The organism is Leuconostoc falkenbergense (genome assembly GCF_014634805.1).
GTDB lineage: Bacteria > Bacillota > Bacilli > Lactobacillales > Lactobacillaceae > Leuconostoc > Leuconostoc falkenbergense.
Window position 1 is genome coordinate 1 of the sequence record NZ_BMBS01000017.1, and the last position, 22,924, is coordinate 22,924.

A 22,924-nucleotide genomic window follows, 5' to 3' on the forward strand; every position below is an offset into this window, starting at 1 on the left:
CACGGCGCATCATCCATCTAAGTATAAATTTTATACTCAGAGCATGTAGGAGCTACCTACGAATAATAATATAAGGATAATATCAGTATGATAAAAAAAGTTACTACTGGCAGATTTGCCGGAAAATATGTTGTAAGAACATCAACTCGTGACCAATTGGGAAAACGCCATTTTTCACCTAGAAAATATGTTGATTCCTATCAAGAGGCAAAGGAGATAGAAAGCGAAGACAGAATTGCGTTCGCAAGTGGCTATATAGCCGCCAACGGATCTATGGCATTGTGGCGATATTTTGAACAATGGTATCTATCAAACGTTGAACCATATCTTGAAACAAATAGTAAGAATAACTACAATACACTGATCAAACGATTGCGTATTGACTTACCCGGAAAACCACTAAAGTTTTTCGATGGTAACAAAACGGCTATTCAACTCTATTTTAATTCATTGGGAAAACGCTATGCTACTAGTACCGTCAATAAGTATCGCTCATTTCTTTCTAAGGCGTTCTCTGACGCTGAATATGACGGCTTAATCAGAAAGACACCTATGCCTTCAGAATACCGTATAAAGACCACAGGCGTGGATAAAGGGCTATTTAAACCGGTCGCTAGTTTAAGCATGGAAGATGCAAGTAAGTTACGAAACTATTTCTATGAACACACTAATTTGATTCATCAGGAATATTTAACACTACTGATCATGCTAGAGTGTGGGCTAAGACCTAGTGAAGCTAAAGCATTGCAGTTTGATGATTTAAACGTAACAAGGCACTTACTACATGTTCACAATACGTATGTGGAACAAGACAATGCTATCAAGCCTTACACTAAAACTCGTTCCGAACGAAACGTGCCTGTCTCTCCACAATTAGAGGAGTTAATCATTTCATTTAGTGAAGACAAACAAAAAAGGCTCGCTACTTATAATATAAGCAACGAGCATAATTTAATGTTTAGAAATGATTGTCCGCCAACCTCTCGTGGTGATAGACTATTATCTTCTGGTGCTAATACTGGTAAAGTCCTGCGCAATGTTCTGTCTCAACTTGATATTCCTTTAAAAACTCATGACGGTTTGAGCATAACACCTAAAACTTTGAGAGCTACCCACGATACTATTCTGATTCAAAAAGGTATTTCATTGGATTATATTGCTAGAATATCTGGGCATACAATTGAAATCATTCATAAGCACTATCATGCGTTTTTAGATGAGGTTGCAAACGCTGAAGCTGATAAGGTCAAGGGTATATGGGATTAGGTTAAGAAAAGTTGAGTGTGGCTCCAATTTGGCTCCACGAGAGCTGTTCTCTCACGTTATTTTACGTTTAGTGAAATAAAAAAACGTTGATTTAACAACGTTTTTGTACATATAGTTACATGCGAACACACGTTCGAAAGGAGCTAGCGGGATTTGAACCCGCACACCGCCAAGAGCGGCTCGACGGATTTCGAGTCCGTTGCAGTACCAGATTGTGCCATAGCTCCATCATGAAGCAGTTAGAATATATACCTACACTACTTCAAGCGTATAAAAATCACTTTGATGCTTTGCGGCGCTTTGCAGCCTTTTCACGCTCAGCTGTGTTCAAAATAGCTTTACGAATACGAACATTTTCAGGTGTCACTTCAACATATTCATCATCGTTCAAGAATTCAAGTGACGCTTCCAAATTCATTGTACGAGGTGTCTTGATTGAAGCAGTTTGATCCTTGTTTGAAGAACGAACGTTTGATTGTGGCTTCAATTTTGTGACATTGACTGAAATATCATTGTCACGTGCATTCATACCGACAACCATACCTTCGTATACTTCAACACCGGCACCAACAAACATTTGACCACGGTCTTCAACACCCATAATAGCGTAGTTAGAAGTTGCCCCTTGGTTAATTGAAACTAAGGCACCATTACGACGTCCTGGCTCCCAGTTACGTACAACTGGACGATATTCAGCATACGTATGGTTAAAGATACCATAACCTCTTGTAGCTGACATGAATTCTGTTGAATAACCAATCAAACCACGTGAAGGTGCCATATAAGTCAAACGTGTTTGACCGTTTCCGACAGACTCCATATTAACCATCTCACCCTTACGTTGGTTCAATGAATCAATAACAGTTGATGAATATTCATCAGGTGTATCAATTTGCACAGATTCATAAGGCTCTGACTGAACCCCGTCGATATCACGGTAAATAACTTGTGGACGTGATGCTTGCAATTCAAAGCCTTCACGACGCATTGTTTCAATCAAGATGGCCAAGTGCAATTCACCACGGCCAGATACTAACCAAGCACCAGCTTGATCAGTATCTTCAACACGCAAAGAAACATCAGTGTGCAATTCGCGGCGCAAACGATCTTCAATTTGACGTGCGGTAACAAACTTACCTTCTTTACCAGCAAATGGGCTATCATTTTGACGGAAAGTCATTTGCAAAGTTGGCTCGTCAATACGAAGGATTGGCAATGGATCTGGGTGAGCAGGATCAGCAACTGTTTCCCCAACAGAAATGTCTTCCATACCTGACACAGCAATCAAATCACCGGCTTTGGCTTCTTCAATGTCAACTTGATCCAAGCCAATGAAACCAGACAATTTCGTTACACGGAAACTTTGTGTTGAGCCATCTAACTTCAAAACTTCAACGTTATCACCAATTTTGATTGTGCCGCGCTTAACACGACCAATTCCAATACGACCAACGAAGTCGTTATAATCCAACATTGCCACTTGGAATTGAAGTGGTTCATCAGAATTATCGACTGGCGCAGGAATCGTTGCAAAAACAGCATCAAAGATTGGCTTCATTGTGTGTTCTTGATCTTCAACAACTGGTGATAATGATGATGTACCATTCATAGCTGAAGCAAAGATAACTGGGAAATCCAAATCCTCTTCGTCAGCACCCAATTCAATGAACAAATCCAAAACTTCATCAACAACTTCTTCAGGGCGAGCACCAGGGCGGTCAACTTTATTGACAATCACGATAGGTGTCAAGTGTTGTTCGAAAGCTTTTTTCAAAACGAAACGAGTTTGTGGCATTGTGCCTTCAAAGGCATCAACAACCAACAAAACACCGTCAACCATACCCATGATACGTTCAACTTCACCACCAAAATCCGCGTGACCTGGTGTATCCAAAATGTTAATTTGCTTGTCACCAACCTTAACGGCTGTGTTCTTTGACAAGATAGTGATACCACGCTCTTTTTCGATATCGTTGGTATCCATGGCGCGATCACCCAATTCCTTGCGTGAGTCCAAAGTGTCTGATTGTTTCAAAAGCTCGTTAACCAGCGTCGTCTTTCCGTGATCGACGTGGGCAATGATAGCGATGTTACGAATGTCTTCGCGATTTGCCAATTTTCCAGTGCTCCTTTAATTTAAATGCTACTCACATACAAAAGCTAGGGAATCCGTATTCCCTAGCTTTTATGCAACTCGACAATGTCGCGATGCGCTCGTTTCGTAGCAACTAATACTATGTTTGATGATAACATATCCAGTACTTGCCCGTCAATATCTGAAACAATTAAACCTAAAGTTTTCGCTAAAACTTGGCCCGCAGCAAAATCCCAAGGCATCATTTTTGACGAATAACCAACGGCTTGCCCTGTAATAACCCGTATAAATGAGGGGCCGGCTGCGCCAATAACTCGATATCCTAGAGCAGCTTTAGCAATTTGATCATAGCCAAACATACCATACAGCAATCGGGCACCGCTAAGCAAAACCACGCCTTCCGCCAAGCTGTCGTCTTCTGGTTGTTGAATGCGCAGCTGATTCGCAAACACGCCGATTTTTGGCCCGCCATGATATACAACATTGTCAACCACATCCAGAATCCAACCGAGAACTGGTTGATTATCCACATACAATGCTATCATGATAGCAAAATCAGTATGCTCTTTGACAAAGTTCATTGTGCCATCAATGGGATCAACAAACCAAACGTGACCATTCATATCTGTTGGTTTATCACCAAATCCCTCTTCACTCACAATTTGTGCATTGGTATCAAAAGATCTAATAAGCGCATTGATTTTTTGTTCATTGGCCTTATCCACATTGGTAACCAAATCACGCTCATCACGTTTTGTACCAACTTGTAAATGTTGCCTCATTGCACTGATTGTGTCCTTTTGTAGCTCATCAAGCCACAGAAGTACCGTTTGATCAATATTTTGAACTTCAAACTGACTCATCGTCATAGCCGCACCCGCTTTTCTGTGCTCGTCTGCAATAACTTAGTTACTTGATAAATACTATGTCCCGTTTGTCGCTCAAAGTCCTTGTCAAAACGCTTTTGTTCGCTTTTAGAAGGCATAACAGCGCGATAATCATTATAGCGTTGCACCAATTCATCCCTTGAAACACCGCTTTCATAAGCCTTTAAAATAGTGTCAACAAAATTTGAAACAATCACAATATCTTCAGTTGTCCAATTACCGTCAATTGGTAAAGTATAATTTTCACTCATAATCTTATTTTAACATGTTCAAACGTTTGATATACTAGAATATGAGGTAAAAAACATGACAATCAGATTTACAATGGATAAAATAACGCGGGACGGCGATCCTGTCTTGCGCCAAACAGCTAAAGATATTGCATTTCCGCTCAGCGATGAGACCGCTCAGCTGGCTAAGGATATGATGACCTATTTGGTTGTTTCTCAAGATGAAACCGAAAATGAAAAATATGGCCTTCGTCCCGGCGTCGGTTTAGCTGCGCCACAAGTTGGTTATTCTTTAAGAATGGCGTCAATTTTGGTACCATCACTCGATCCACACGAGCACCCAGATGAACCCTATTTTAAAGGTACAATATTCAATCCTGTGATTATTTCTGAGTCAGTCAAACGTGCCGCACTGGACGTTGGTGAAGGCTGCTTATCTGTCGATGAAGACGTGCCTGGATTTGTCCCGCGCGCCGACCGAATCACTGTTCGTTATCAAGATGAGACCGGCAAGACACAAACAATTAAACTGCGTGACTACCCTGCCATTGTTTTCCAACATGAAATTGATCATTTGCATGGTCATCTTTATTATGATCATATTGATATCAAAGCCCCATGGCAAATTGATGATGATACTAAATATATTGAATAATCATCAAATAAAATGAACTTCTTGAGTTATAAAAGCAACTCAAGAAGTTCATTTTATTTGATGATTATTCAATTTATCGAAGAAACCTTTGCGCTTTGTGCCCGTTGTTGCCTCTTGGAAGGCTTCTAACGCCTTCTTTTGCTCTTTATTCAGCTTCGTTGGCACATCAACAGTAACAATCACGAATTGATCACCATTTCCATTGCCGCGCAAACGAGGCGCTCCCTTCCCACTCAAGCGGAAACGTTTACCGGTCTGTGTACCAGCGGGAATACGTAACTTAACTTCTCCGTGCACAGTTTTCACTTGGATATCATCACCCAATGCAGCCGTCACGAAACTAATTTTTTGTTCAAGATAGACATCAGCACCATCACGTTCAAATCCGTCACGCGAAGCAGATACTTGGAAGACAACGAACAAATCACCATGTGGTCCACCGTTAAAGCCTTCTTCACCTTGACCAGCCAAACGCATTTGTTGTCCAGTTTCAACACCAGCAGGCACGGTCACTTTAATTTCATGTTGAGAACCATCGCCGCGTTTGAACTTAATCGTCGTTTCCTTACCAAAGATAGCTTCCTCAAATGTCAAACGCATACGGTACTGTAAATCTTGTCCTTTTCTTGGTCGATTAGGATCGTAACCGCCACCAAACATTTGGCTAAAAATATCTCCCAGGTCAGAAAAGTCACCAAAACCACCCTGTTGCTGGTAACCACCAAAGCCACCTTGTCCACCAAAACCGCCTTGCGCGCCAGCTGGTCCAAATTGATCATATTGTGCCCGCTTTTGTTCGTCACCCAAAGTTTCAAAAGCTTCTTGGACTTGTTTATACTTATCTTCAGCTCCTGGTTCATGGTTCAAATCAGGATGATATTTTTTTGATAACTTTCGATATGCTTTTTTTATTTCATCTTGACTAGCGTTCTTATCTACGCCGAGACGGTCATAGTATTCTGTGTTATTCACGTGCCCGCTCCTTCTAATTTATGTACACAAACCGCACTCAACGAATGCGGTTTGCATGATTAATAATTACTTCTTGTCGTCTTTTTTGGGATCAACTTCTTCAAAATCGCCATCAACTGTATTATCATCAGCTGCCTTCGCTTCGCCTTCAGCACCATCTTTTGGTGCTGCTTGTTGGTAAAGCTTCATTGCTAATTCACCAGCAACCTTTGTCAATTCCTCTGACTTAGCCTTCAAATCAGTTAAGTCAGCATCCTCAGCAGAAGCACCTTCCTTGGCCTTTTTCAAAGCTTCCAAAGCATCTTGAGTTGGTTTTTTATCGTCATCACCCAACTTGTCGCCAACTTCTTCCAAAGTCTTTTCAGTTTGGAAAATGAGTTGGTCAGCTTCGTTGCGAGTGTCAACCGCTTCTTTCTTCTTAGCATCGGCTTCTTCGTTGGCCTTGGCATCATTCATCATTTGTTCAATTTCTTCATCAGACAAACCACCAGCGGCTTGGATAGTAATCTTTTGCTCTTTTTGAGTACCCAAATCCTTAGCAGAGACATTTACAATACCATTACGGTCAATATCAAATGTCACTTCGATTTGTGGTACGCCACGCTTTGCAGCTGGAATATCTGATAATTGGAAGCGTCCTAACGTTTTGTTATCAGCGGCCATTGAACGCTCACCTTGCAAAACATGAATATCAACTGCAGGTTGGTTATCAGCCGCAGTTGAGAAGACTTGAGACTTTGATGTTGGAATAGTAGTGTTGCGATCAATCAACTTTGTGAAGACACCACCCATAGTCTCAATACCTAATGATAGAGGTGTCACGTCAAGCAAAACAACATCTTTAACATCACCCGTAATCACACCACCTTGAACAGCAGCGCCTAAGGCAACAGCTTCATCAGGGTTAATTGAATGGTTTGGTTCTTTACCAGTCAACTTTTTAACTGATTCTTGAACAGCTGGAATACGTGTTGAACCACCATTCAAAATAACTTCATCAATATCTGAGAATGACAAGCCAGCATCCTTCAAAGCATTCAAAACTGGTTGCTCCGCTTTCTTAACCAAATCAGCTGTCAATTCATTAAACTTAGCACGTGTCAAAGATGTTTGCAAGTGCAATGGACCTTGATCACCTGAAGCAATAAATGGCAAATCAATTTGTGCTTCGTTAGCTGAAGACAACGTCTTCTTTGCTGATTCAGCGGCATCCTTCAAACGTTGCAAAGCCAACTTGTCATCTTTCAAATCAATGCCATTTTCAGCTTTAAATTGCGCTGCCAAGTAGTCAATGATTTTGTTATCAAAATCATCACCACCAAGGTGTGTATCACCGTTTGTTGACAAAACTTCAAAGACACCGTCACCTAATTCAAGGATAGAAACATCAAATGTACCACCACCCAAATCATAAACCAAAATCTTTTCATCTTTGTCTAATTTATCTAAGCCGTACGCCAAAGCAGCAGCAGTTGGTTCGTTAATGATACGTTCAACTTCCAAGCCAGCAATCTTACCAGCGTCTTTAGTTGCTTGACGTTGGGCATCGTTAAAGTAGGCAGGCACTGTAATCACTGCTTTGTCAACTTTTTCACCCAAGTAGTCTTCAGCATATCCTTTGATGTATTGCAAAACCATTGCTGAAATTTCTTGTGGTGTATAGTCTTTACCATTGGCTTTAACCTTGTAACCAGCTTCACCCATGTGTGACTTAATTGAAATGATTGTGTCTGGGTTTGTAATAGCTTGACGCTTAGCCACGTCACCAACTTGGCTTTCACCATTTTTAAATGACACAACTGAAGGTGTGGTGCGACCACCATCTGGGTTTGTAATAATCTTTGGTTCGCCACCTTCAAGGACGGCAACAGCTGAGTTTGTAGTTCCTAAATCAATACCAATAATCTTTGACATGAATATATTCTTCCTTTACTTTTTAATTAATTAGTTAGTCTTTTTAAGGTGTGGTGCCAGCGCTGAATCACCATAATAATTATTTCGCAACAGCAACCATTGCTGGTCGCAACACTCGATCTTGCAACATATAACCTTTTTGCAAAACCTGTGCAATTTGATCTGATTCAACATCATCACTGTCAACTGATTGAATTGCTTGATGTTTAGTGGGATCAAATGTCTCGCCAACTTCACCTGTTGCAATAATACCATTGTCCGTTAACGCCTGAGTTAAAGTTTTAAGTGTCATATCAACACCAGTTTTAATTTGTTTTGCAACTGCATCATCTGCTTCGACTGCTAGAGCACGTTCTAAGTTGTCAACTGCTGGTAAAACTGATGTCGCCAAACGTTGTCCGTCATATTTGCGAATGCCTTGTATTTCTCGTGCATTACGTTGCTGAATATTTTGAATTTCTGCTTGAGATCGAAGTAATTTATCTTCTAATTCTGTTACCTTTGCGGTTAATTCGTTAATTTCTACCTGTTTGGGATCAACATCAGTATCCAAATCATCAACATCAGCTTCAACTTCTTGTGTTGTCGTTTCGTCGTCAACAACTTGTTCTTCAACCACTTCTTCGTTTTTATCTGTCACAGGTGTGACCTCCTAAATTATGTATATTCAATCATCTTTTGACTTAGTGCTTCACCGAAAGCGTCCATTAGTAACGCATTTTTACTATACGCCATCGGTATTGGACCAAGTAAGGCAATAACACCATTACCTTGATTAGGCACCACGAATTCTCGCGTGATTAAGCTAAAATTGGAAAGCAATTTTTCGCCAATTTCTCGACCAATTTTAATTTGTACTTGTGGCGAGGGTGCCACAATTTGTCTAACTGCTCTCGCATTAGTGAGAAACTCCAGTAAATGCTTAATATTGTTAACACCAGTTTCACCACTGAAATCAAGGACGTTGAGTCTGCCACCAATGTGAACATTATCACCGACGGAGCGGGCTAATACATCACCAAACAATTGTAAAAATGCAGCCGGTGTTTGAATCATACGACTCATTTGAGTCGGTAACTCATCAGATTGCATCATTTTTAGAACATCATTAACTGGTCTACCAACCATCTGCTCGTTAATATATTTAACCATGCCCTCCAATGATTCAATCGCCATTTCGTTTGGCAGTTTGAAAGTTTGGCTGGTCACCTTACCATCATTAGTAACAAGAACCGCAATCAGTTGATGTCCCTCTAATGGTACGAGACGGAACCCAGAAACTTTAATGTCCGAACGTTTAGGCTTAAGAATCAAAGCCGCATAGCCAGTTAGTGCAGAAAGTGTTCTCGCTGTTTCATCCAACAAATCATCAATTTCATGAAAATTACCTCGGAAGGATTGAATAACAGCACGAACATCTTGTGAGGATGCATTACGAGTAACCATCAAATGGTCAAGATAATAACGATATCCCTCGTAAGATGGTACTCGACCTGCAGAAGTGTGTAATTTTTTGATAAAAGCATCAGCTTCTAGTGTTGCCATCTCATTACGAATAGTAGCAGAACTTACTTTAATATTAAGTTGCTCTTGCAGGCTTTTTGAACCAACCGCATGAGCAGTCTGAGTATATTCATAAATGATAGCACTCAAAATTAACTTTTGTCTGTCGGTCAGTGCCATCTCATCACTCCTTTTAGCACTCTTTTTTTTAACTGCTAACATCTATTATGATACACTAATTTTTCAAAAAAGCAACCCTTTTTGGCACTCTTTTTATTAGAGTGCCAAAAAAGACACTTGATTATTTTTCAAGTGTCTCAAAATATTGTTGCGTCGCCGTTTGATCTTTAACAAGTTGCTCAATTAGTTCCTCAGCATTATTGAATTTAATCTCACCGCGCAAACGATGATACCAAGCAACCTTAACTGCCTCACCATAGACCTCATTATGAAAATTCAAAATATTAATTTCCACAGTCACTGGTCTATTTTCGCCAAAAGTGACATTCCTACCAATACTTGCCATGCCAATATACCACTGACCAGCAATTTTAATTTTGACAGCATAAATGCCGATTCCTGGTAACCATTCTTGTTCTGGTGTTTGAATATTAGCAGTTGGAAAACCTAGTTCTCGCCCTCTCGCCTTGCCATGAACAATCATCCCCGTTGTCGTGTGGATCCGGGCCAATTGTCTCGCTGCCTCATCAACATCACCGTCGTCGAGTGATTTCCTGATTTGTGAAGAACCAATTTTTTGATCGTCTAAGCTGAATTTTGGCACAGTAATTGCTTCAAATCGTTTGCCAGCATAACCTTGTAAATGCGTCATGTCACTATTGGTATGTGCCGGACCATACAAGTGATCAAATCCAGCAACAACTGCCACTGGATTTAAATGCATTAACACCTCATCCACGAATTGTTGTGCTGTTAAATGCGCAAGAACAGATGTAAATCGCATGACGTACACACGATCAACACCCAAATCTGACATCAATTCAATTTTTTGATCCAATGGCGTAAGATATCTCAAGGGTTGTGTTAACGTTTTGAAAGCGACAATCGGATGAGGGTCATACGTTAATACAGCGAGTGGCACGTGCCGTTTTTCAGCCTCAAGTTTAGCACGTCTAATCACTGATTGATGACCTTGATGAACACCATCAAAAAAGCCCATCGCAACAACTTGTTGCGTTGGCTCGAAATCATTTTGAATTGGATAGTGAAGTTTAATTATATCTGTCATATTTATTGATTATCAAATACATAACGTGAACGCCAAACCTGTTCACTGTTATCATACTGATAGACCGCTTTTAATTTATCGTTATAATAAAGTTGTTTAAAATTTGTACTTGGTTCCCAGTGGGCATTTTTTTGACCATTTTTAACGGCAAACCATTCATCATCTGAGAGAATGTGAGTCGGCCAAGTCAAAATGTCTTTGATTGGAACAATAATTTGAAGCAAATCATCTGGTGCAAGCTTTTCAACCTCTGTTAGATCATGAGCTTGGCTCAATGTGAAGCCACTGCCCATCGTCCGTGTTAGACTCGTCATAGTTGCCGGTATATCAAGTGCTTTGCCAGTATCTGAAGCTAACGTCCTGATATAGGTTCCTTTAGATACAGTTGCCTCAAAATTAAATTTTTGGACATTATTTTCAAAATTAACATCTGACGTTCGATGAAAATCATAAATCATTGCATCGCGTTCTGGGCGCGTCACTGTCTCACCTGATCTGGCATAGTCATAGAGACGACGACCGTTCACTTTCACAGCTGAATACATCGGTGGAATCTGTTTAATTGCGCCATTTAAAACTTTTATTGCAGCATCAATTGTTGTCGTTGCAATTGGTGTATCAATGGTTTTTCTGGCAATAACAGCACCATCTAAATCCTCTGTTTCCGTAGCAAAGCCAAGCGTAATCTCACCAATATAGCGTTTTGGCCTAGTTTGGAGCTCATCAATTAATTTAGTCGCTTTGCCAAGCGCAACGACTAACACGCCTGCCACAGATGGGTCTAATGTACCAGCGTGCCCAACCTTTTTTTGTCCAAACAGCCGACGCACCTGCCGAACAACATCAAAAGAAGTAACACCCCTTGGTTTATCGACAACCAGAACGCCATCAATCATCTGCTTGTTTGTCATTAAAGTCGTCCTCGGATTGCCAAATGTTTTGTCCTGCATAAACTGAACCAAAACGAACTTTGGGTACTTGATGTTCTGACCAAACAACATATATGCGAACAGCCTCATTATTTTGTGCTAGGATTCTTTGACTAGCTGTTCCCACAACATCACCAGCATGTAATTGTTGCCCAGCGCTATAACGCGCTAATCGAGCAGCCTCGCCTTGTCCAACTAAGCTCATTGTCACGCTTTGGTCAAGACCATCAGTAATCATTAGCTTTTCCGTTGTCGATTCACTCACAATTCCGGATACGGGTAGCATTAAATTTCCGCCGTTTGGAATCAACATAATACCATTGGCCGCTTGATAGTGCTCATCATGACTTTCCTTAATAGGTCGTAATTGTCCACTGGCCGGTGCCACCAAAACAAGCGTCCCCGTTTTCTTTGCCATTTTAATAGCATTGAGCCGCCCAGTCGCATTTACTTGTGTTTGTTTTTTCTTCAAGCGAAAAATTCGTTGCCAAAAATTCATTTTGAACTGCGTACCTTTTCAATATAGTTTGTTATACGTTTCATGCCTTCAGCTAAATCAGCATCAGACGCAGCGTACGAAATTCTAATATATGGGTTAGGTTCTTCACCGTGACTAAATGCTGATCCCGGAATCACAGCAACCTTGCCCTGTTGCGCCAATTCTAATGCAAAGCTATCCCCATCGTTACCTAAATCTGCAGGTAGTTTTGCAAATAGGTAGAAAGCACCCTCAGGTTCAACAACCTCAAATCCCAACTCTTGCAATTGTGCCAGCAAATTGTCGCGACGGTTTTGATAAGTATCACGCATCAATACCGGTGCCTCTGTCACGTCACGTAAAGCAACTAACGCTGCATCTTGAACGAATGTTGGTAGCGCAAATACAAGCGCACCGTGCACTTTCTGCATTTCATCAATAATTTCTTTTTGCGCTAAAATAAAGCCAACGCGATAACCAGTCATTGCATGTGATTTTGACAAACCGTTAATATAAATTGTTTGTTCAGGAATAATTTCAGCCAAAGACACATGCTCTTTGTTATAGGTCAAAACTGAATAAATTTCATCAGAAATCACCCAGAGATGATGCTTTTTAAATGTTACTGCCAGCGCTTCTAATTCTTCACGTGAATATGTTACCCCAGTAGGATTGGTAGGATAATTCATCAGAATAGCTTTTACAGGTACTGTTGCTTCAGCAATTGCTTTGTCAACCATTTCTGGTGTCAATTTAAAGTGATTTGGTGTTGTATCAATACTAATTCTGGTCCCACGCGCCAAATCAAGTGAAGCAAAGTAAGGACCATAGGCTGGTTCCGGAATTATCAAACCATCATTAACATTTAATAGTGTTTGAAAAACGACGTTAACGGCTTCGCTCACACCTTGCGTCACAATAACATTATCTTCGTTTTTAAAATTCAAATGATATTTTTCATTGAAGTAGGTGACAACTTCCTGTCGCAAATTAGTTTCACCTTGACTCTCAGCATAATGCGATCGATTATGATTAATCGCATTAATTGTCGCTTGTTTAATTTTATCGTCAACATCGAAACCCGGTTCTCCAAAAGTAAGACGAAGAATGCCGGGGATATCGCGAATCATCAATTGGAAGTTCAGCAATTTATCTGCCGCCATCTCTGCAACAGCACTGTTGATTGGTTGTCTCAATTTAGTCATGTATTAGCTCATTTTCTTAAAATAATTTGATAATCCTATTTTAACACAAAAGACTCTTCCCCAAATGGGGGAGAGTCTTTTCTTCACAACTTATTAATTTTCTTTGTGTAACTGACGGATTAAGTCCTCAATATGATTACCATATTGAACGGAATTATCACGCACAAATTTTAATTCAGGAATCTTATACACCGTCAAACGCGAACCTAATTCTTTCCGAATTAAACCACTAGCGGCTTCTAATCCTGCTTGTGCTTTTTTAGCATCACTTGCTAAATCAGACAAGATTGAATAATAAATTGTTGCAATTTGCAAATCACCTGTCAATTCAACACTTGTGACCGTAACATCTTGTACACGAGGATCATTGATTCGCTTGAGCAATAGATCTGTTACATCACGTTGAACTTCTTGAGCAAGACGACCTGCGCGTTGTGGATTAGCCATAACTGCATGCCTCTTTTCTTTAATTGATTATATTTGTTTCCAGGTTACTTAGGCTTAACTTCTTGCATCACATAGGCTTCAACAACATCGCCCACATGAACATCGTTGTACTTGGCCACAGTGAATCCGAATTCAAATCCCATTTTGACTTCGTTCACAGCATCTTTACCACGTTGAAGTGAGCCAACCTCACCATCAAATACGACAACACCATCACGAATGACACGAACTTTAGATTCTTTGGTAATTTTACCTTCTTCAACCATAGCACCGGCAATGGTACCAACTTTAGAGAACTTGAAGAGTTCTTTAACAACCACCTGGCCGATAATCTTTTCTTCAAATACAGGTTCAAGTTGGCCTTTCATAGCTGCTTCGACATCATCAATAGCGTTATAAATCACGTTGTAGAAACGAATATCAACTTTTTCCGTTTCAGCCTGAGATTTAGCCAATGGCGTAGGACGTACATTGAAGCCAATGATAACAGCCCCAGATGCTTCGGCCAATGTCACATCAGATTCATTGATAGCACCAACAGCCGTGTGAATAATATCAACACGAACACCATCCACTTCAATTTTCTTCAGTGAGCCAGAAAGTGCCTCAACTGAACCTTGTACATCAGCCTTAACGATAATAGGAACAGTCTTCATGGCCTTCTCTGCCATTGTATTAAACAAAGTATCAAGTGTAACGACTGAACCTGAATTACGAATGGCTTCTTGCGCACGCTTTGCACGTTCTTCACCAGCTGCACGAGCTGTTTTTTCATCAGCCATAACGATGAAACGATCACCAGCTTGCGGTACATCATTCAAACCAGTAATTTGAACTGGAGTTGCTGGTAGCGCAGCTTCTAGTTCAACACCGCGCTCATTTGTCATTGTTCGAACGCGACCATAAGTATTTCCTACAACAATTGGATCACCAACATGCATACTACCTTGTTGCACCAACACAGTCGCAACAGGTCCACGTCCACGATCCAAACGTGCTTCAATCACTGAACCACGAGCTGGCATATCAGGATCGGCCTTAAGTTCAAGCACTTCAGCTTGTAGCAAAATCATTTCCAGTAACTCATCAACATTTTGTCCAAACTTGGCAGAAATCTTAACAAAGATTGTGTCACCACCGTATTCTTCAGGCACTAAATCATATGCCAGCAATTGGTTCATCACATCATCTGGATTGGCACCAGGCTTATCAATCTTGTTAACTGCCACGATGATAGGTGTTCCGGCTGCTTTGGCATGGTTAATCGCTTCGATTGTTTGTGGCATAACACCATCATCAGCAGCAACCACCAAAATTGTCAAATCCGTCACGTTAGCACCACGCGCGCGCATCTCTGTAAAGGCTGCGTGCCCTGGTGTATCCAAGAAAGTGATTAACTTATCATTCAAACGAGTTTGATAAGCACCAATGTGTTGTGTAATACCACCAGCTTCGCCTTCAGTCACGTGTGAATTACGCAAGTAATCTAACAAAGTTGTTTTACCATGATCGACGTGACCCATGATTGTAACAACAGGTGGTCGAGGTACCAATTTGCTTTCATCAATCGTTTCATCATCAAAGAAACGATCAATATTGGCAACATCTTCTTCTTCTTTAACTTTAGCATCAATACCGTAATCTGCAGCCAAAATTTCAATTGTATCTTCGTCCAAACTTTGGTTTTGGTTTGTTACAATTCCCAACAAGAACAACTTTTTGATAATTTCTGCTGTATCACGATGCAAAAGTTTTGACAAATCTTGGACGTTCATGCCAATACGATATTCCAAAACTTCTGGCAATGGCTGCTCCTTTCGAACAGTCACTGGTGCTGCTGGTTGGTGCTTTGCGGCAATGCGACGTGACTTTTTAGACCCACGTGGTCGATCATTACGGCGTGGCGTTTGCTGTCCAGTTCCATTAGTATTACGCTTGCGTGAATTATTACGCGCAGAGTTATTACCAGAAGCTAGTGCACCACCAAACTTACCTGTTCCAGCGGCAGGAGTTGCTGGTTGTGCTGCGGCTGCAGGTTGCGCTTTAGGTTGCGTTGCTGGTTTAGCAGCAGCCTTTTTGGGATGTTTAACTGCTTCAGAGGCTTGACGCTTTTTTTCGTTTTCATTCACGTACTGTTTGAGACTATTATCAGGTTTAGCTGAATAATCTACTTGTCCGGCACGTGGCTTGGTTGACCAATTTTTCTTTTCACGAACCATTGGACGGCCTTCAGATGGGGCCACTCGTGAACCTGGTCGGCTACTATTACGGTTAGCGTTGTTTGTATTTGAACGACTCTGACCATTATTATTTGGTCGATTCTGAGATGTAGTACGCTTTTGACCTTGGCCACCGTTGTTTTGGTGACCTTGACCATTATTGTTATTTGGACGTCCCTGACGTGCTGGACGTGAACTATTTTGAGCTGGTGTTGCACCATCTGCTAACTTAGCCGCATGGCGTCGTTGCGATGCGGGCAATTCCTTACGTTCTGGCACTGCCTGTTTTCTTGCAGGACGGTTTGAGCCTGAGAATTTCTTTTCTTCTGCCATTTAGTTCCGCTCCTTTTCTGATATTAATTGTTTAATTTTGTGACTAAAACCATGATCCGCAACTGCAAACACACCCCGATTAACACCGATGGCATCTGTCAATTGCTGTTTAGTATAGTCTTGTATTAATCTGACATTGTAAAACGATGATTTGTCGGCTAATTTTTTAGCTTGGCTTGCGCCACCGTCGCTTGGAAAAAATGCCAATGACACTTTTTGTCCACGAATAGCTGCAAGAGTTGGTGCCGTTCCCAACACTAATTTTCCAGCACGCATTGCCAAACCTAGCAAATTTAAGATCTGTTCGTCCTTACTGATCACCGAACAACTCCCGACGCGCTTGCTGATGGTCAACGTATGCTATCAGTTCGTCATAAAACTGATCAGGCACTTTCACCTCAAACGCTTTATCAAAGATACGCTTTTGTTTAGCTTTTTCCGCTACGGCCACATCTAAACTAATGTATGCACCACGGCCATTTGCCTTGCTTGTAGGATCTAAAGTGACCTTACCTTCTTTGTCGCGAACGACACGAACGAGATCTTTTTTAGGAAACATTTCACCTGTTACAATGTCTTTTCGCATTGGTATTTTACGAGGTTTCATAGTTTTAAAACATTAGGTGTGAGATCTGTGATTTCACACACCATGTATCCTTTCAAATTATTCTTCGCTTTCGTCAACCGGTGTGTCGTCAGATGGCTTTTGCGCCAATGATTCGGCCGCTTCACTTTCTGATTTGATGTCAATCTTAAATCCTGTCAATCGAGCTGCTAAACGTGCATTTTGACCTTTTTTACCAATTGCTAATGACAATTGATTATCAGGAACAATGACGGTCACTGCGCGGTCATTTTCGGAATCAAAAATAACGTCCGTGACTTCAGAAGGATTCAAAGCGTTCGCAATGTATTGCGCTTCGTCTTCAACCCACTCTACAATATCCATATTTTCGCCGGCTAATTCGTTGACAACGCTTTGAACACGTGCACCACGTTGACCAACCATAGCGCCCACAGGATCTAAATCACCATCATGCGTGTAAACAGCGATTTTTGAACGATCACCTGCTTCACGTGCAATCGACATAATTTCAACCGTACCATCGTAAACCTCTGGCACTTCTTGTTCAAATAAACGCTTAACCAAGTCAGGGGCTGTACGTGAAACAAAAATTTGTGGCCCCTTGGCATTATTTTCAACTTTATTAACCAAAACCTTTATACGATCACCCATGTGGTAACGTTCATTTGGCATTTGATCATTGGGGGCCATGACAGCTTCTTGATTACCTGGCAAGTTCACATACAAGAAACGTGAATCTTGTCGATCGACTTCACCGGTAATAATTTCGTTTTCATATTCAGCAAACTTATTATAAACCGCTTGACGACTTGCTTCACGCATTTTTTGGACAATCACTTGTTTGGCTGCTTGTGCAGCCATACGACCAAAGTCTTTAGGCGTGACATCAAATCGAATTTCGTCACCAGCTTCATAGGCTCTATTCAAAGCCAAAGCGTCAGACAATGAAATTTCAGTTTCATCATCTTCCAAATCATCATCTAAGACGACGTTTTTCACTTGCTTAATACTAATGTTACCCTTTTTATCGTCAAACGTTGCTTCAACATTATCGGCGGTGTTGTATTGCTTTTTGTAAGCTGCTTTTAGGGCGTCCTCTAAAGCATCAACAACAACCGAACGATCAATACCACGTTCTGCCTCAAGAGCATCAAGTGCATCTACTAATTCTTTACTCATTCGATTTCTCCATTTTTTACCGATTAAAACTGAACATCTAATATCGCTTTTGCTATCTCATCGAAAGTCAAAGGCAAATCACCATTTTCAGTCTTTAAGACTAAACCATCTTGATCAAGCGACTGAATTTTACCTTGCCACCTCTTTTGACCATTTTTATTGGTGAATAGAGACACTAGTATGTCCTCGTTTGCTTCTTTCGCCCATTCAAAATGCCAATTCTCTTTCAATGGACGATCGGCTCCGGGTGAAGAAATGTCTAACATGTATGCTTCAGGTATTGGATCTGGATCAACCGTATCTAATAATTCATTAACATCTTGTGTAAAAGTTGTTAACTCATCCATCGTAATAAATTCATGGTTAGGTTTGTCAATCAGTATGCGTAAAATCTTTTGACCACCTTCTTTAGTGATCGTCAAATCCCACAGCAAATCATCATGAGTCTTTAAAATTGGTGTGATCAGGTCTATAACAACTTGTTCCGTTTTACTGGTCATTTGCTTTCTCCTTTCGACTAAATTCAGACTACTATTTTTGGTACACATTTGAATACCTGTTCGTGTGTATTGACAGCAAGCGCTAATCTCATAAAAAATGAGCCGGCCTCTTTTTACAAAGTGACCCGCTCATTTACAATTGCTATGTAAATTAACTATCTTGATTGTAGCTTATTTATGAAAAAAATGCAAATTCACTGTTTGTTTTCACAAATAAAAAAAGCCGCAAGCCGGCTTTTTAAAATAATATATAAGTGCTTACCAAGAAGCCTTACGCACACCAGGAATTTGACCCTTGTGTGCCAATTGACGGAAGTTTAAACGTGACATACCAAATTCGCGCATGTAAGCATGAGGGCGACCATCAATCAAATCACGATTGTGAACACGTACTGGAGATGAATCTTTTGGCAAAGCAGCCAAACCGATGAAATCACCAGATGCTTTCAATGCAGCACGCTTTTCAGCATACTTTGCAACTAAAGCTTCACGCTTTTGTGCCTTAGCAATTTTTGACTTTTTTGCCATTACTTAATCTCCTTAAATGTCACTACTTTACGAAGTTTTGGTGAGTACTTCTTCAACTCGAGGCGGTCAGGCGTATTACGACGGTTTTTAGACGTCAAGTAAATACGCTCACCAGTTTCATCATTTCCTAAAACGACGTGGATACGCATAATCCTTGCTCCTTAGTGTGTTTTCTTAAAAATTTTTATTTGCTTGTCAATACAAATAATTATTATACATGAACTATTGGGCACTGTAAAGCCCTTTTTTCTAACTTGACGAAATTTTGTTCGTAAAAGTTTATATCTCAGCTTAAGATTTTTAAAAAATCTTAAAATTGTTGCTCAAGTGGTGGGACAACTTGTTTTTTACGAGACACTACACCTGGTAAATCAATGACATTGCCTGCTAATTTCGCATTGAAAGCACTTTCAATGGCATCGTTTGCATCCCCTAGATAAATTGCTTTTGAATTAGAATTCAAAATGTCTGTAATGACAAACAAGAAGTCCTCGTAGCCTTCAGACTTGATGGCATCTTCAATACCCGCTTGGCGTGCCAAAACGTCATCAATATCAACAGTGTTCACTTGTCCAATGCGAAATTGGTGACCAGCCATGTCAAATGACTTTGCATCGCCATCAATCAACTCTTTATCAGTACGTGAAGAAAGGTCAGTCCCTGCCTTCAACAAATCTAAACCATACTTTTCATAGTCTTCAAGACCAGCTATTTCTGACAATTCTGACAAAGCAACTTTATCAGCTTCAGTGGTCGTTGGGCTTTTAAGCAACAAAGTATCTGAAATGACAGCCGATGCCATCAAGCCAGCTATGTTAGCTGGAATTGTAATGTCATTATTTTTAAATTCAAAGTATAAAATAGTAGCTACTGAACCCCAAGGCTTAGCCACAATATAAAGTGGCGTGCTATTGGAAAAATTGAATTTATGGTGATCGTATATAGCTGCTACTGTCACATCAGCTAAATTATCAATTGATTGCGCTGCCTCGTTGTGATCGACTAAGACAACATCATCGGTATCAGCACTTGTAATGACGCGAGGTGCTTCTAGTTTAAAGTAACTCAAAGCGAACTTTGTTTCCTCGTTTGGTGTCCCTAGTGCAACTGCTTCTGTGTCCCAGTTGTATAGGTGACGTAATAAATGAGATGTGGCAATCGCCGAAGCAATTGTGTCTGTATCAGGGTTTTTGTGCCCAAAAACTAAAGTCTTAGCCATGAATTTTATATCTCCTAGATTAATATAGTTTCATTTTAACAAAAAATTGTCAATTTGTCGTTACCAATGTTAGCGGTGTCATTATCCATGGTGTCCCATTTTTATCAACATCTACAACATACTGACCATTTCCTATCCGTTGAGATGGTCGGTAATCACTCAATTGAATTTCTTGAACTTGATAGCGCGTTGTCAGAATTGATAGTGCAGTAACTGTCTCGTCAAAAATTGTTGCTGTTGCCACATGATAAGCTACTGTCTTCTTTTGAGTGAAAATCAGCAGTCCCTTGTTGGCACGCTTTGAACGGCTAATTTCAGAAACGGGCATATACTTAAACGCCCCATTTGTTGCGGCTATTGCAACTTTTTGCTGGTTATCAGTAATTAATAGTGCTGCTTTGATGGTGTCTCCATCACGCAAATCCATCGCCTTGACACCTGCCGTTCGCGCACCAATTTCTGGTACGTCAGACAGTGCAAAACGCAATCCCACACCATTATGAGATAGTAACAATACGTCCTGTTTAGCAACCTTATCAACATAAACAACGTTCACTAAATAACTCGTTTCCTGTTTTAGCTTAATCGCCATGGCTGACTTTTTCTTATAAGATTTCGGCACAATATCTGAAACTGACGTTTGCTTAATATAACCATCATTGGCTACTAATAAGAAATCGCCACCTTGGTCAATATCCGTAAGTGCTATTGCTTTGATGACATACTCGTCACTCACCCAATTAGAAAGCTGCTGAGAAAAATGCTCACCAGTATCTTTCCATTTGGTATCAGGTAACTCATGAACTGGTCGATAAATGACATTCCCTTTATTAGTGAACATCAGCAAATGCGCCGTGGTATTGAGGGTTCCCTCAAATATTGTTAAATCATCATCCGCCAAGCCATTTTCGTTATCTGAAGCTTTATATGAACGAATCGATGAACGCTTGTAATAGCCATTTCGTGAGACCAATACACGGACATCTTCTTCAGCAATCGTAACCGCTGTATCAATCACTAGCGTTTCAACTTCTGCCTCAATTTCACTACGACGAGGAGAAGCATATCCTTTCGTGATAGCCGCTATCTCAGCACGAATCACATCTTTTAGTGCACTCTCATCCGTTAAAATCAAGTTCAGTCGTGCAATTTTGTCATTTAATTGCGCAAATTCTTCCTCTAATTGCGTGACATCAGTGTTTGTTAGACGATACAACTGCAAGGTAACAATTGCTTCCGCCTGTGGTTGCGTAAATTGAAACTTGTCGATTAAGTTTTGCGTCGCATCCTTGCGGTTTTTTGAAGCACGAATTGTCGCCACTACCTCGTCCAAAATTGATAGCATGCGAATTAGACCTTCAACAATATGTTGCCGCGCCTGAGCTTTTGCTAATTCATATGCAGATCGTTTTAGGACAACTTCTTTTCGGAAATCCAAGAAAGCAGATAAACCGTCCTTTAGGCCAACATGAACAGGTCGCTGATCATGAATGGCGACCATGTTAAAGTTATACGATATTTGTAGGTCAGTCTTTTTGAACAAATACGTCAAAATACCTTCAGCATTCGCATCTTTTGAAAGTTCAATGACGATGGACATGCCTTCACGATCAGACTCATCGCGCACTTCAGCAATACCAGCAACTTCTTTATTGAGTCGAATAGCATCTATTTTAGAAACTAATGTTGATTTGACAACCTCGTATGGCAATTCAGTAACTTCAATTTTTTGTTTCCCGCCTTTCAGCGTTGAAATAGCTGTTTTAGCGCGAACAACAATTTTACCGCGTCCAGTCTTATAAGCTTTTTTGATACCATCCAAGCCTTGAATAATACCACCTGTTGGAAAATCAGGGCCTTTAACGTAACGCATTAATTGTGATAACGTTGCTTCTGGATGATCCAGCAAATACGTCAACGCCGCATTGATTTCTTTGAGATTATGTGGCGGAATCTCAGTCGCATAACCAGCAGAAATACCGGTCGCACCGTTGATAAATAAACTTGGAATACGTGACGGCAAAACTGTTGGCTCATAGGTGGTATCATCAAAATTCAACACCATGTCAACCGTTTCTTGTCCCAAATCAGCCATCATCTCACCGGCAATTTTGGATAAACGTGCTTCTGTGTAACGCATGGCAGCAGCTGGATCATTGTCAATTGAACCATTGTTACCGTTCATATCAATTAATGGTTCACGCACTTTCCAACTTTGAGATAAGCGAACCATCGCCTCATAGATTGATGAATCCCCGTGTGGATGAAAGTTACCCATCACATTACCAACCGATTTTGCCGATTTACGGTATGGATGATCATACGTGTTGCCGTCTTGATCCATCGCAAATAAGATACGTCGCTGAACTGGTTTTAGACCATCACGAATATCTGGTAATGCGCGTTCTTGAATAATATATTTGGAATAACGCCCAAAGCGTTCTCCCATCACTGTTTCCAGTGATAGATCAGTTATACGATCTGCCATTTAACTTTGGTTCTCCTTGATTTATAACTGTAAAAATAACGA

23 protein-coding genes and 1 tRNA gene are annotated in these 22,924 nt (G+C 40.6%); 2 read left to right on the plus strand and 22 right to left on the minus strand.

Translation table 11 applies throughout. The features are described 5' to 3' along the window. The first annotated feature begins 87 nt into the window (after positions 1 to 87). Positions 88 to 1,266 carry a tyrosine-type recombinase/integrase gene (locus IEU71_RS04810; protein WP_004913988.1) on the plus strand — a complete coding sequence of 393 codons (1,179 nt, stop codon included), beginning with the start codon at positions 88 to 90 and terminating at the stop codon, positions 1,264 to 1,266. A 138-nt stretch (positions 1,267 to 1,404) separates the two neighbouring features. Here the strand turns inward: IEU71_RS04810 and IEU71_RS04815 are convergent. The 4 genes from IEU71_RS04815 to IEU71_RS04830 form a co-directional block, all read right to left on the minus strand. After that, positions 1,405 to 1,493, minus strand: a tRNA-Ser gene (locus tag IEU71_RS04815). 50 nt (positions 1,494 to 1,543) lie between these two features. Further along, on the minus strand, positions 1,544 to 3,382 hold the full coding sequence (typA, locus tag IEU71_RS04820) for a translational GTPase TypA (protein ID WP_004913990.1): 1,839 nt from the start codon (positions 3,380 to 3,382) through the stop codon (positions 1,544 to 1,546). A gap of 62 nt (positions 3,383 to 3,444) precedes the next feature. Next, positions 3,445 to 4,230, minus strand: coding sequence for an inositol monophosphatase family protein (locus IEU71_RS04825; RefSeq protein WP_004913991.1), 786 nt, complete (start codon positions 4,228 to 4,230; stop codon positions 3,445 to 3,447). Next, positions 4,227 to 4,499, minus strand: coding sequence for a UPF0223 family protein (locus IEU71_RS04830; protein WP_004913994.1), 273 nt, complete (start codon positions 4,497 to 4,499; stop codon positions 4,227 to 4,229). Before IEU71_RS04830 ends, IEU71_RS04825 begins: the two co-directional genes overlap by 4 nt. A 55-nt stretch (positions 4,500 to 4,554) precedes the next feature. Here IEU71_RS04830 and def point away from each other — a divergent pair, with 55 nt between their 5' ends. Further along, positions 4,555 to 5,133, plus strand: a complete 579-nt coding sequence (gene def, locus IEU71_RS04835; protein ID WP_004913995.1) for a peptide deformylase — start codon at positions 4,555 to 4,557, stop codon at positions 5,131 to 5,133. 48 nt (positions 5,134 to 5,181) lie between these two features. On the opposite strand, the gene IEU71_RS04840 is transcribed toward def, so the two are convergent. The 18 genes from IEU71_RS04840 to parC all read right to left on the minus strand — a co-directional run bounded on the left by IEU71_RS04840 (position 5,182) and on the right by parC (position 22,882). Next, positions 5,182 to 6,105, minus strand: coding sequence for a DnaJ C-terminal domain-containing protein (locus tag IEU71_RS04840; protein ID WP_004910912.1), 924 nt, complete (start codon positions 6,103 to 6,105; stop codon positions 5,182 to 5,184). Between the two features lie 66 nt (positions 6,106 to 6,171). Next, on the minus strand, positions 6,172 to 8,019 hold the full coding sequence (gene dnaK / locus IEU71_RS04845) for a molecular chaperone DnaK (RefSeq protein WP_004910910.1): 1,848 nt from the start codon (positions 8,017 to 8,019) through the stop codon (positions 6,172 to 6,174). A gap of 79 nt (positions 8,020 to 8,098) precedes the next feature. Beyond that, positions 8,099 to 8,659: a nucleotide exchange factor GrpE gene (gene grpE, locus IEU71_RS04850; protein ID WP_004910909.1), complete on the minus strand. Its 561-nt coding sequence runs from the start codon at positions 8,657 to 8,659 to the stop codon at positions 8,099 to 8,101. Between the two features lie 17 nt (positions 8,660 to 8,676). Further along, positions 8,677 to 9,702 carry a heat-inducible transcriptional repressor HrcA gene (gene hrcA, locus IEU71_RS04855; protein ID WP_004910907.1) on the minus strand — a complete coding sequence of 342 codons (1,026 nt, stop codon included), beginning with the start codon at positions 9,700 to 9,702 and terminating at the stop codon, positions 8,677 to 8,679. A gap of 121 nt (positions 9,703 to 9,823) precedes the next feature. Then, the gene (gene ribF / locus IEU71_RS04860; protein WP_004910904.1) at positions 9,824 to 10,771 is read right to left on the minus strand and encodes a riboflavin biosynthesis protein RibF; all 948 of its coding nucleotides are present in this window, start codon (positions 10,769 to 10,771) and stop codon (positions 9,824 to 9,826) included. A 2-nt stretch (positions 10,772 to 10,773) separates the two neighbouring features. After that, complete coding sequence (truB, locus tag IEU71_RS04865) at positions 10,774 to 11,682, minus strand: tRNA pseudouridine(55) synthase TruB (protein WP_004910903.1); 909 nt, start codon at positions 11,680 to 11,682, stop codon at positions 10,774 to 10,776. Continuing rightward, positions 11,660 to 12,199 carry a PTS sugar transporter subunit IIA gene (locus IEU71_RS04870; RefSeq protein WP_004910901.1) on the minus strand — a complete coding sequence of 180 codons (540 nt, stop codon included), beginning with the start codon at positions 12,197 to 12,199 and terminating at the stop codon, positions 11,660 to 11,662. The genes truB and IEU71_RS04870 overlap by 23 nt, the downstream gene beginning before the upstream one ends. Continuing rightward, positions 12,196 to 13,383: an aminotransferase class I/II-fold pyridoxal phosphate-dependent enzyme gene (locus IEU71_RS04875; protein ID WP_004910898.1), complete on the minus strand. Its 1,188-nt coding sequence runs from the start codon at positions 13,381 to 13,383 to the stop codon at positions 12,196 to 12,198. Before IEU71_RS04875 ends, IEU71_RS04870 begins: the two co-directional genes overlap by 4 nt. Before the next feature lie 93 nt (positions 13,384 to 13,476). After that, a complete protein-coding gene (gene rbfA / locus IEU71_RS04880; protein WP_004910896.1) occupies positions 13,477 to 13,830 on the minus strand; it encodes a 30S ribosome-binding factor RbfA in 354 nt (117 codons plus the stop codon). A gap of 44 nt (positions 13,831 to 13,874) precedes the next feature. Further along, a complete protein-coding gene (gene infB / locus IEU71_RS04885; protein ID WP_004910893.1) occupies positions 13,875 to 16,382 on the minus strand; it encodes a translation initiation factor IF-2 in 2,508 nt (835 codons plus the stop codon). Next, positions 16,383 to 16,703: a L7Ae/L30e/S12e/Gadd45 family ribosomal protein gene (locus tag IEU71_RS04890; protein WP_036066420.1), complete on the minus strand. Its 321-nt coding sequence runs from the start codon at positions 16,701 to 16,703 to the stop codon at positions 16,383 to 16,385. Further along, positions 16,693 to 16,989, minus strand: coding sequence for an RNase P modulator RnpM (gene rnpM / locus IEU71_RS04895; protein WP_010295225.1), 297 nt, complete (start codon positions 16,987 to 16,989; stop codon positions 16,693 to 16,695). The genes IEU71_RS04890 and rnpM overlap by 11 nt, the downstream gene beginning before the upstream one ends. 57 nt (positions 16,990 to 17,046) lie before the next feature. Continuing rightward, the gene (nusA, locus tag IEU71_RS04900; RefSeq protein WP_004910886.1) at positions 17,047 to 18,147 is read right to left on the minus strand and encodes a transcription termination factor NusA; all 1,101 of its coding nucleotides are present in this window, start codon (positions 18,145 to 18,147) and stop codon (positions 17,047 to 17,049) included. 23 nt (positions 18,148 to 18,170) lie between these two features. Next, complete coding sequence (gene rimP, locus IEU71_RS04905; protein ID WP_004910884.1) at positions 18,171 to 18,647, minus strand: ribosome maturation factor RimP; 477 nt, start codon at positions 18,645 to 18,647, stop codon at positions 18,171 to 18,173. A gap of 258 nt (positions 18,648 to 18,905) precedes the next feature. After that, entirely contained in the window at positions 18,906 to 19,175 is a 270-nt protein-coding gene (gene rpsN, locus IEU71_RS04910; RefSeq protein ID WP_004910882.1) for a 30S ribosomal protein S14, read from the minus strand. Beyond that, a complete protein-coding gene (gene rpmG / locus IEU71_RS04915; protein ID WP_002815032.1) occupies positions 19,175 to 19,324 on the minus strand; it encodes a 50S ribosomal protein L33 in 150 nt (49 codons plus the stop codon). Before rpmG ends, rpsN begins: the two co-directional genes overlap by 1 nt. A gap of 161 nt (positions 19,325 to 19,485) precedes the next feature. Further along, positions 19,486 to 20,394, minus strand: a complete 909-nt coding sequence (locus IEU71_RS04920) for a manganese-dependent inorganic pyrophosphatase (protein ID WP_004910881.1) — start codon at positions 20,392 to 20,394, stop codon at positions 19,486 to 19,488. Positions 20,395 to 20,443: 49 nt separating this feature from the next. Further along, positions 20,444 to 22,882: a DNA topoisomerase IV subunit A gene (gene parC, locus IEU71_RS04925; protein WP_004910879.1), complete on the minus strand. Its 2,439-nt coding sequence runs from the start codon at positions 22,880 to 22,882 to the stop codon at positions 20,444 to 20,446. Positions 22,883 to 22,924: the final 42 nt, after the last annotated feature.